At 51.9% G+C, this 10,329-nt stretch carries 9 protein-coding genes; 5 read left to right on the top strand and 4 right to left on the bottom strand.

The annotated features are described in order from the left end of the window. Positions 1-45 precede the first annotated feature (45 nt). Entirely contained in the window at positions 46-1,833 is a 1,788-nt protein-coding gene (gene aspS / locus A918_RS0107530) for an aspartate--tRNA ligase (protein ID WP_028233519.1), read from the bottom strand. On the opposite strand from aspS, the gene A918_RS0107525 reads away from it, so the two are divergent. The 3 genes from A918_RS0107525 (at position 1,813) to A918_RS0107515 (ending at position 3,799) form a co-directional block, all read left to right on the top strand. Then, entirely contained in the window at positions 1,813-2,031 is a 219-nt protein-coding gene (locus A918_RS0107525; RefSeq protein ID WP_156831407.1) for a hypothetical protein, read from the top strand. The genes aspS and A918_RS0107525 overlap by 21 nt on opposite strands. 71 nt (positions 2,032-2,102) lie before the next feature. After that, on the top strand, positions 2,103-3,257 hold the full coding sequence (gene rnd / locus A918_RS0107520) for a ribonuclease D (protein ID WP_022710468.1): 1,155 nt from the start codon (positions 2,103-2,105) through the stop codon (positions 3,255-3,257). 2 nt (positions 3,258-3,259) lie between these two features. Further along, entirely contained in the window at positions 3,260-3,799 is a 540-nt protein-coding gene (locus A918_RS0107515) for a dihydrofolate reductase family protein (RefSeq protein WP_022710467.1), read from the top strand. A 62-nt stretch (positions 3,800-3,861) separates the two neighbouring features. On the opposite strand, the gene ppx is transcribed toward A918_RS0107515, so the two are convergent. Beyond that, entirely contained in the window at positions 3,862-5,385 is a 1,524-nt protein-coding gene (ppx, locus tag A918_RS0107510) for an exopolyphosphatase (RefSeq protein WP_022710466.1), read from the bottom strand. Continuing rightward, positions 5,382-7,586 (bottom strand): RNA degradosome polyphosphate kinase, encoded by a 2,205-nt coding sequence (locus A918_RS0107505; RefSeq protein ID WP_170265212.1) that lies wholly within the window; start codon positions 7,584-7,586, stop codon positions 5,382-5,384. Before A918_RS0107505 ends, ppx begins: the two co-directional genes overlap by 4 nt. Before the next feature lie 399 nt (positions 7,587-7,985). On the opposite strand from A918_RS0107505, the gene A918_RS0107500 reads away from it, so the two are divergent. Together A918_RS0107500 and A918_RS0107495 are read left to right on the top strand one after the other, a co-directional pair. Further along, positions 7,986-8,243 carry a zinc-finger domain-containing protein gene (locus A918_RS0107500; protein WP_022710464.1) on the top strand — a complete coding sequence of 86 codons (258 nt, stop codon included), beginning with the start codon at positions 7,986-7,988 and terminating at the stop codon, positions 8,241-8,243. Between the two features lie 181 nt (positions 8,244-8,424). Further along, the gene (locus tag A918_RS0107495; RefSeq protein WP_022710463.1) at positions 8,425-9,666 is read left to right on the top strand and encodes an FAD-dependent monooxygenase; all 1,242 of its coding nucleotides are present in this window, start codon (positions 8,425-8,427) and stop codon (positions 9,664-9,666) included. A gap of 75 nt (positions 9,667-9,741) precedes the next feature. Here the strand turns inward: A918_RS0107495 and A918_RS0107490 are convergent, their stop codons facing one another. Further along, positions 9,742-10,164, bottom strand: a complete 423-nt coding sequence (locus tag A918_RS0107490; protein WP_022710462.1) for a VOC family protein — start codon at positions 10,162-10,164, stop codon at positions 9,742-9,744. Positions 10,165-10,329 lie beyond the last annotated feature (165 nt).

Below are 10,329 nucleotides of genomic sequence, written 5' to 3'. Positions count from 1 at the left end.
GTCCGTTAAGACGCGGCGTTTTTAATATTTAACCCTGCTAGAAGATCAGTCTTTTTTGATCGGGTTCACGCGGATATGCAGATCACGCAACTGAGCCGGTGTAACTTCTGCCGGTGCGCCCATCAGCAGATCAACAGCCTGCTGGTTCATCGGGAACAGCGAGATATCGCGCAGATTTTTCGCACCAACGAGCAGCATAACCACACGGTCGATACCGGCAGCCATACCACCATGCGGAGGTGCGCCATACTGGAATGCACGATAGAGGCCGCCGAAGCGATCTTCCACATCCTGCTGGCTCAGGCCAACCAGTTCAAAGGCTTTGACCATAACTTCCGGCAGCTGGTTACGGATCGAACCGGATGCGATTTCAAAACCGTTACAAACCAGATCGTACTGATAGGCTTTGAGCGACAACGGATCCTGCGTTTCCAGTGCTTCCAGACCACCCTGCGGCATGGAGAACGGGTTATGCGCGAAGTCGAGCTTCTTATTGTCTTCGTCCCACTCATAGAACGGGAAGTCGATGATCCAGGCCAGTTCAAAACGATCACGGTCGGTGAGGTTCAGCTCATCACCGGCACGGTTACGGGCATCACCGGCAAATTTGTAGAATTTCGACGGCAGACCAGCCACGAAGAAACAGGCATCGCCATCTTCCAGACCCATCTGGGTACGGATCGCTTCAACGCGTTCTTCACCGATATTCTTGGCAATCGGGCCTGCGCCTTCAAGCTTGTCGCCTTCTTTACGCCAGAAGATATAGCCGAGACCCGGCTGACCTTCACCCTGCGCCCATGAGTTCATGCGGTCACAGAAAGCGCGCGAACCACCGGTCTTCGCAGGGATAGCCCATACTTCAACCTTAGGATCATTCGCGATCATGTTTGCGAATACTTTGAAACCGGAACCGGCAAAGTGACCGGTCACGGCCTGCATTTCAATCGGGTTACGCAGATCAGGCTTATCCGAACCATAGGTGCGGATCGCATCATCATAAGCGATACGACGGAACTGCTGGGTTACCGGTTTGCCTTCAGCAAATTCTTCGAAAATGCCACGCATAACCGGTTCCATTGTCTCCCAGACTTCTTCCTGAGTGACAAAGCTCATTTCGAGGTCGAGCTGGTAGAATTCGCCCGGCAGACGATCTGCACGCGGATCTTCATCGCGGAAGCAAGGTGCAATCTGGAAATAGCGGTCGAAACCGGCCACCATCAGCAGCTGCTTATACTGCTGCGGTGCCTGTGGCAGCGCATAGAACTGACCTTCGTGAATACGGCTCGGCACGAGGAAGTCGCGCGCGCCTTCAGGCGAAGAAGCGGTCAGGATCGGTGTAGTGAATTCGTTGAAGCCGATCTCGTTCATATGACGGCGCATCGAAGAAATAATCTTGGTGCGCTTCATAATATTTTTGTGCAGCGTGTCGCGGCGCAGATCGAGGAAGCGGTATTTCAGACGGATATCTTCCGGATAATCCGGCTCACCGAAAACCGGCAGAGGCAGTTCTTTGGCAGCGGCCAGAACTTCGATCTCTTTGGCAACGATTTCGATTTCACCGGTAGGCAAATTCGGATTTACAGCCTCATCAGCACGGGCGGTTACTTCACCGTCAACGCGGATCACCCATTCACCGCGAACGGTTTCAGCAACTTTAAATGCCGGGCTTTCCGGATCAGCAACGATCTGGGTCAAACCATAGTGGTCGCGAATATCGATAAAGAGAATACCGCCGTGATCGCGGACACGATGAACCCAGCCGGAAAGACGAACTGTCTGGCCGACATCCGACTTGCGGAGGGCTTCGCAGGTATGGCTGCGGTAACGATGCATGTTTTCTGCCTTCAGAAGAGTGGTAAGAAACGTAAAATCGCAGATGAAAATCTGATTTTTATGTTGTCGGACAAGCGCATTTTGGCCGCAAAAAGTCAAGTGTCAGACACTTCTACAGCCAAATTGATTCATTTTGAATGTTCTATAACCGCTCTTGTCCGTGAGCAACAGACAGCAGCCCCTTTAGAATTGCAGTAAAGTCACAACATATGTGATTTTTAAGCTTACGCCCCCGCGACAAAGCTATTGCGATTGTTTATAGAAAAATCATGGAACTCATTACGACAACACAGGGTCTTGAACAGGCCGTTTCACAGCTTTCAAAATCTGATTTTGTCACTGTGGATACCGAATTCATTCGTGAAACCACTTTCTGGCCGGAACTTTGCCTGATCCAGATGGCATCGCCGGACACAACGGCGTTGGTGGATGCACTGGCACCGGGCATTGATCTCAGCTCTTTCTTCGCCCTAATGGCGGATAAATCTGTCGTCAAAGTGTTTCACGCAGCGCGACAGGATATCGAAATCGTTTTCCACCTCGGAAATCTGATCCCTGAGCCGGTATTTGATACACAGGTCGCGGCGATGGTTTGCGGTTTTGGTGATGCCATTTCCTATGACCAGCTGGTTGCCCGTATCACCGGCGTAAATCTGGACAAGTCATCCCGCTTTACCGACTGGCGCCGCCGTCCGCTGAGCGACAAACAGCTGGATTACGCACTGGCCGATGTGACCCATCTGCGCGATGTCTATCTCTATTTGCAGGATCGCCTGACCAAAGAAGGCCGCAATGACTGGGTGAGCGAAGAAATCCGCATTCTTACCGCCCGCGAGACCTATGACATGCATCCTGACGATGCGTGGAAGCGTCTGAAAATCCGTCTGCGTAAGCCTGCCGAACTGGCAGTCATGCAGAAGGTTGCGGCATGGCGTGAACGTGCAGCACGTGAACGCAATGTTCCGCGTGGACGTGTAATCAAAGACGATACGATTCAGGAAATCGCCCAGCAGCAGCCGCGCGATGCGGAAGCGCTGTCGCGTCTGCGCACTATTCCGAAAGGCTGGGAGCGCTCCTCTCATGCGCAAGGTTTGGTTGAAGCGATCAATGAAGCCCTGAGCATTCCGAAAGAGGATATGCCACGCCTGCCGAAGCAATATAATGCGCCGGAAGGTACCGGTGCGGCCTCTGACGTGCTGAAACTGCTGCTTAAGATCATCACCGAAGATCACGGTGTAGCACCGAAAGTTGTCGCCTCTTCCGATGATATTGATCAGATTGCTGCCAAGGGTAATGCAGCGGATGTACCGGCTCTGAAGGGCTGGCGTCGTGAGCTTTTCGGTGAAAAAGCCCTGCAAATGATTGAAGGCAAAATCGGCATCAAGTTTGAAAATCGCAAGATCAAAGCAGTTCCGCTGGATTGAGCATGAGCGACAAGATCAAAGTCAGCGTTTTTCTGGGCATCAGTCTGGACGGGTATATTGCCGGTCCGGACAATGATCTGTCGTGGCTGTCCGTGGTCGAAACGGATCCGCCTGAAGATACTGGCTATAATGCCTTGATGGCTGATATTGATGTGCTGGTTATGGGGCGCAATACCTATGACACAGTACTGACATTCGGCTTCTGGCCTTATGAGGGCAAGCAGGTTGTTGTACTGACCAGCCGCCCACTCACCCCGCTTTATGGCGAAACCAGCTTCAACGGCACACTCAGCGATCTGCTGCCGGAGCTGTTCGCGCGCGGTCTCCAGCATATTTATCTTGATGGCGGCAATGTTGTGCGCCAAGGTCTGCAGCAGCAGCTGGTTGATGAACTGACTCTAAGCTGGGTACCGGCCACAATCGGCAAAGGTGTGCGACTGTTTGAAGGTGATATGTCCATGAACCAATGGAAACTCACCAGCCATCAGGCTTTTCCAAGCGGATTGCTGCAAGGTCGCTATACATTCAACAAAACAATGTAAAAAAAGCCGGACTTGATGATCCGGCTTTTTATTATTTCATGCTGCAATGCAATATTTTAGCTTCATTCAACCGCAAAACGAAGCGCCTTGCCGGTTACCTTAGCCAGAACATTCAGCCGGTTATCCAGTCGCTCTGATACCAGATCACGATAGGCCTCTGGCACCACCAGCGCCAGAACATCGCCTTCCTGCCGCCATTTAAGCTGCGGGATTACGCCAGGCATTGAGGCAGAGAACAAATAAACCACACGCAGCAATGCACCCAGAACCCGCGCCCGCTCGCGCAGACGCGGCGTTGCAATACGGATAATCTCCGGCGCGGCATCATCATCCATCACGCCTTCATGGCGATAATAATTGGCCAGCGCCATATAAGCGCGCCCCGGATGATCAATCCCGATGAACGAGCCATGGGCAATAATATTCAGCGCCTGCGGGCCGCGATAATCGGGATGTGCACGCCAGCTGATATCGGCCAGCAGACAGGCCGCACGGCGATAACGATATTCATCCTCGGTCTCGTCATAGCCGAGTTGCTCAAAGGCATAGCCCGTCCAGTCCGCCAGCTCATGGGCATGACGCGGGGAGCGCGAACGCAGCACCGCCTGCTCTTCAGCAGCGGAAAGCAGAGGATCGAGTTTCTGCTCTTTTTTAGCGAGCAAGGAGAACAGATAGCCTTCACGCACGCCCATTGCCGAGAATACAATTTGTGCCGGCTGCATGCGTTTAACAACTTCCATCAGCACTGTCGCACCATAGGACAACAGCTGACGGCGGTTTTTGGATACGGCCTCAATGCCGCGCATATGATCAATATCAAACCGCGCAACACGATAGAGGAAGTGATAGGCATCTTCCGGATCCATCGCATAGCCATGCATGACATGCAGCGGATAATGTTTGGCACTCATATGCAGCTTGGCAAGATTTCGCCATGTACCGCCCACCGCATAGAATGTGCGGCCTTTACCCTCTTTCAGAAACTCGACATCGCCGACATATTTGCGGGTGATTTTCGCAGCTTCCGTAATTTTTCCACCGGACAAATCCTGCAGGCGCAAACCGCCAAGCGGCAATGTAATGCCACTGCCGATCGCCTTGTCAGGATTATCGCCATGCACATCAACCAGTTCGAGACTGCCGCCACCAAGGTCACCGGCGATACCGTCCGGATGATGAAAACCGGAAATAATACCAAGCGCCGAATAATAGGCCTCTTCGCGGCCAGAGAGAATCTGGATATTTTCACCCAGAATTTCTTCCGCCCGTGCAATGAAATCCGGCCCGTTTTCCGCTTCACGCGCAGCCGCTGTGGCAATTGTATAGATTTTTGTTGCACCGGCCTGCTTGGCAAGTGCACGAAAACGCCGCAGTGCCTCAAGCGCACTGGCGACCGATTTATCATTCAGACGTCCGGTTTGTGCCAGTCCTTTACCCAGACCGCTCAGAATTTTCTCGTTAAAGAAAATTGTCGGAGAACGCACAATACCTTCATAGATAACCATACGCACGGAGTTGGAACCGATATCAATAACTGCGACCGGTTCCAGACCTTTCAAACGGCCCTGTGCCAGAGACAAAGTCATGCGTTACGGTTTCGCTCTGCGCGAACGCGGTTGTGACGCGCAATCAAACGCGGTGCTGACGATTTCAGAGACTTGCCGCGACCGGACAGGCTGGGATTGGTCATGAAATATTCCTGAGCGTTAAAAGCTTCTTCCCCGTCCACGGGTTTAATCCGCTTGGAGGTTCCGTCTGAAAGTACCTCAAAGCTTTGTTGATTATCGTAGAGATTTGCAAGCATAATCTGCGATAAAATCTGTTGATGCACGGTCACATTTGTAACAGGCACCAGCGTTTCCACGCGGCGGTCAAGGTTTCGCGGCATCATATCTGCCGAGCTTATATAGACAATTGCCTCTTTGGACGGCAAATCCTGCCCGTTACCGAAACAGAAAATACGTGAATGCTCAAGAAAACGACCAACAATGGACTTCGCGCGGATATTGTCTGACAGACCCGGAACCTGCGGACGCAGACAGCAAATGCCGCGGACCACCAGATCAATCTGCACTCCTGCACTGCTGGCTTTATAGAGCGCATCAATAATCTGCGGATCAACCAGCGAATTCATTTTCATCCAGATCGCCGCCGGACGACCCGCTTTCGCATGTTCAATCTCATTTTCAATATGTTTCAGAATCCGGCGGCGCAACGTAAAAGGCGAGATAGCCAGTTTCATAACATCTGCCGGTTGCGCATAACCGGTAATGAAATTGAAAATATGCGCCACATCGCGTGCCGTATCGGCATCAGAAGTGAAAAAAGACAGGTCGGTGTAAATCTTCGCGGTGATCGGGTGATAGTTACCCGTGCCAAGATGTACATAAGAACGCAGTTTTTCATCCTCACGGCGCACGACGAGCGACATTTTCGCGTGCGTTTTCAGCTCGATAAAGCCGAAGACCACCTGCACGCCCGCACGTTCCAGATCGCGTGCCCAGCGGATATTCGCTTCCTCGTCAAAGCGTGCTTTCAGCTCCACCAGCGCGGTCACCGACTTGCCGGCCTCAGCCGCATCAATCAGCGCACGCACAATCGGCGAATTATTTGAAGTGCGGTAGAGCGTCTGCTTGATGGCCAGCACATTCGGATCAAGTGCTGCTTGGCGCAGAAACTGCACCACAACATCAAAAGACTCATAAGGATGATGAACGACAATATCCTTCTCGCGGATTGCCGCTAAACAATCGCCGCCATGCTCACGGATGCGCTCGGGAAAACGCGGATTATAGGGGGTGAATTTCAGATCATCGCGCGGAATAGCAACAATTTCTGAAATCATATTCAGCGCCAGCAGACCCGGAAGAATACTCACACGGCTCTCGGAAACACCAAGCTCCATGGTCATGAACACCCGCAGCGCTTCCGGTATATCACTGTCGAACTCAATACTGATAACCCGTCCGCGACGACGACGCTTCAGCGCGGTTTCGAAATGACGAACCAGATCTTCGGCATCTTCTTCCACTTCAATATCGCTGTCACGAATGATGCGGAATGTACCGGCACCGCGCACTTCATAGCCCGGAAACAGACGCTCAATAAACAGACTCACCACATCTTCAAGCGTGATAAAGCGATAAATACCCGCCTCGGACGGTATCTGCACAAAACGGCTGAGTGCCACCGGCAGGCGCAACAGCGCCACCATCGGGTGCTTGTCGGTTATGCGCGACAATTGCAGCGCCATCGAGAAGCCGAGATTCGGAATGAACGGAAACGGATGCGCCGGATCAAGCGACAGAGGTGTGAGAACCGGAAAGATCGTATCCAGAAAATGATGTTCAAGCCATTTCTTGTCGTGTTTTTTCAGGCGGTCAGAACGGATGATCTCAATATTTTCCTGAGCCAGTTCCTGACGCAGCATTTGCAGCGTTTCCTGCTGCGCAACCTGCAAAGTGGCAACTTCTGCCAGCACAAAATCAAGCTGCTCCTGCGGTGTACGGCCATCGGCTGAACGTGTGGCCACACCTGCCCGCACCTGCCCTGCAAGACCGGCAATACGCACCATGAAAAATTCATCAAGATTGGCCGCCGAAATCGACAGGAAGCGCAACCGCTCCAGCAGCGGCTGATGTTTGTTCACAGCCTCTGCCAATACGCGCTTATTGAACTGCAACCATGAAAACTCACGATTGACAAAACGCTCCGGACTTTCAGACAGGTTCCGCACAGCATCATCGGCAGACATATCTGAAACAGCAATAATATCTGTCTTGGCCATTAATGCCGGCATATTACCCACAGGTTCAGCCTCTTTAACCGATCCATGATTTTTTTTATGCGACACGTTAACAATCCCTCTGAAATCGCCGGCACTCAGAAATTACCGGAAAGACCGGACGATATTCGATCCTCTGAACAGTGCTCCTGTTAAGGTTCGTTTATGCATTCTGTATGACAAATTCTTAACAAAGCGGAGATTACAGCAGAAACTATAAAAAACACTTCCGCTCCTGCATTATTCGCGATACATCAGAGCCAAATTATGCGTCCGAGCGCTGCCGGCATCAAGGTTCCGCCTGCTGTCTCTCTCACGCTTTGTTGTTACCGCATTGATGTGGCGAGTGATTCCGCTCAAAGCATAAATGCTTTAAGGTGATACCATCACTGGAGTCGTCATATGTCAGATCATATCATCCCTCATTTTCAGAACGATGCCGGCCACAATGCCATCAGCATCGGCGTTAAAGAATTCATGTGCGTCGGCGCCAATCCGCCATTCGACCATCCGCATGTGTTTCTCGATATGGGCGATGAGGAAGAAGTTGTCTGCCCTTATTGCTCGACCCTTTATCGTCACGATGCATCCCTGAGCGCAGATCAGACTGTGCCTGCCGGCTGCACCTTCAACGATCCTCAGGTTGCTGCTGCAGAATAATCCTGCCTGCCTCCGTGAAAATGCGCCCCGTTTTTCACCTTCAGAGCAGTTGTTATTTTCTTTCAGACTGCTCTGACAACACGCTTCAGTTTCTGTAGATGCCGTTGTGCAAGGATAAGAGCGGGATAAAATTTTCGCTCAGATATTTCCGGCATCTGCCTCAACGGCTGTGAGGGCAACCATGCAAAACCAGAATAATCAGCGTATTCTTATTTCCGGTGCCGGACTTGCCGGTATGACCACGGCTCTGGCTCTGGCAGAGCGGGGTTTTTCCGTGCTGATGATGGAAAAGGCACCGGCACTTTCCGAAGTCGGAGCCGGTTTGCAGCTGGCACCCAATGCCACGCGGCTTCTTGCCCGTCTGGGCATTATGGAAGACCTGCTGCCCCATGCCGTCAGCCCTGATGCGCTCTATCTGATGGACGGTGTGAAAGCACAACCGCTTATCCGTATGGAACTTGGGAGCCAGGCAGAACAACGCTGGAATGCACCTTATATTACCTGTCATCGTGCGGATTTGCAGGCAGTTCTGCTCAAGGCCGTGCGTGCGCATCCGCAGATTACTTTGCATCTCGGCGCTAATGTGCTGTCCCACCACATTTCAGAAGACAAGGTAACGATCCGCGTTGATCTCAACGATCAGATTACCGACTATAGCGGACAGTTGCTGCTTGGTTGCGACGGTGTGTGGTCAGCGCAGCGTGCCGGACTTGTGGCAAATAATGCGGCTACGCAAAATGACAGCCGCGCCCGATTTACAGATCATATTGCATGGCGCACCACCCTGCCCGCTGAAAAGCTGCCGCAGAGTTTTCTTGATAGCCTCAAAGATACACTCAGTGTTTCTGCATGGCTTGGTCAGGGCGCGCATTTGATTGCCTATCCGATTAAAAACGGTAAAGCCTTTAATTTTGTTGCTATCACCGATGGTGAAGATATCGGCACAAGCTGGGATATGAAAGGCGACAGCGCCGCTCTGATCCGCAGTTTTTCAGGCTGGTCTCAGGCTGTCAGCGATGTCATCAAAGCCGCACCGCAATGGACATTCTGGCCGATGTTTGAAATGCCGGAGCCAAAGCTGGTGATTGATAAGCGCCTTGTGCTGCTTGGCGATGCTTCTCATGCGATGACACCATTTGCGGCACAGGGTGCAGCAATGGCTATTGAAGATGCGGCCTCGCTCGCAGCACATCTCTCACCGGAGCAAAGCGACCATAGTGCAGCCCTCGCCGCCTTTGAAAAACAAAGACTGGCGCGCATTGCCAAAGTTGCCCGCCGCGGCAAGCTCAACCGTTTTGCCTATCACGCCAGCGGCCCTGTGGCTCTTGGCCGTAACATGCTGTTTAAAATACGCAAACCGGAAGATTTTCTGCGCGATCTGGACTGGCTTTACCAATATGATGCGGCTGACATTACATCCTGAACCGCATCATGTTTTTCAGGCTCTGTCCCGTTGTTCAAACGCTCATGTTGCGATCAGAACGGGACAGGGAATAGTTTAGTCTTTTGCCATGGCCTGCTTTGCAGCTTCCATGTCCATCCACATCACTTCCCAGATATGGCCGTCCAGATCTTCAAAACTGCGGCCATACATAAAGCCATAATCCTGCACAGCTGACGGATCAGCCTTGCCACCGGCAGAAGCAGCTTTGCTGATTAGCTGGTCTACCTCCTGCTTGTCCGATGCTGAAACACAAACCAGCACCTCGCTGACAGTATGTGCATCGGCAATGTTTTTGGGTGTGAACTGGCGGAATTTATCATGGGTTATCAGCATGACGTGAATAACGTCCGATAAAACCATGCAGGCTGCGGTTTCATCGCAGAACATATCATTCTTCCGCGCTCCGATTGCCTCATAGAAACTGATCGACTTATCGAGATCACGTACGGGAAAGTTCACAAATATCAGTCTGCTCATTATAATTTCCTCCTCAGAATATTTGGCAGGACTGTTTAACTTCTGCGCTAGAGCGGTTTAAGTCCAGATTGGATCACAGTGCTCGCTCTAGATTCTTTATTTTGCCGCATTATCACGGGCGTCAAGTTGATCCAACTTGACTGTGAAATGCTCTAGAGCGGTTCC

Source organism: Pseudochrobactrum sp. AO18b (genome assembly GCF_000409565.1).
GTDB classification, from domain to species: domain Bacteria; phylum Pseudomonadota; class Alphaproteobacteria; order Rhizobiales; family Rhizobiaceae; genus Pseudochrobactrum; species Pseudochrobactrum saccharolyticum.
The sequence above is the reverse complement of the archived record's forward strand: the minus strand, read 5'-3'. Positions and strand labels throughout refer to the sequence as shown.

Excerpts from the sequence above, each read along its gene's own strand:
- A918_RS0107525 (WP_156831407.1), top strand. The coding sequence starts at position 1,813 with ATGGCTGCGGTAACGATGCATGTTTTCTGCCTTCAGAAGAGTGGTAAG.
- aspS (WP_028233519.1), bottom strand. The coding sequence starts at position 1,833 with ATGCATCGTTACCGCAGCCATACCTGCGAAGCCCTCCGCAAGTCGGAT.
- rnd (WP_022710468.1), top strand. The coding sequence starts at position 2,103 with ATGGAACTCATTACGACAACACAGGGTCTTGAACAGGCCGTTTCACAG.
- A918_RS0107515 (WP_022710467.1), top strand. The coding sequence starts at position 3,260 with ATGAGCGACAAGATCAAAGTCAGCGTTTTTCTGGGCATCAGTCTGGAC.
- ppx (WP_022710466.1), bottom strand. The coding sequence starts at position 5,385 with ATGACTTTGTCTCTGGCACAGGGCCGTTTGAAAGGTCTGGAACCGGTC.
- A918_RS0107505 (WP_170265212.1), bottom strand. The coding sequence starts at position 7,586 with ATGGCCAAGACAGATATTATTGCTGTTTCAGATATGTCTGCCGATGAT.
- A918_RS0107500 (WP_022710464.1), top strand. The coding sequence starts at position 7,986 with ATGTCAGATCATATCATCCCTCATTTTCAGAACGATGCCGGCCACAAT.
- A918_RS0107495 (WP_022710463.1), top strand. The coding sequence starts at position 8,425 with ATGCAAAACCAGAATAATCAGCGTATTCTTATTTCCGGTGCCGGACTT.
- A918_RS0107490 (WP_022710462.1), bottom strand. The coding sequence starts at position 10,164 with ATGAGCAGACTGATATTTGTGAACTTTCCCGTACGTGATCTCGATAAG.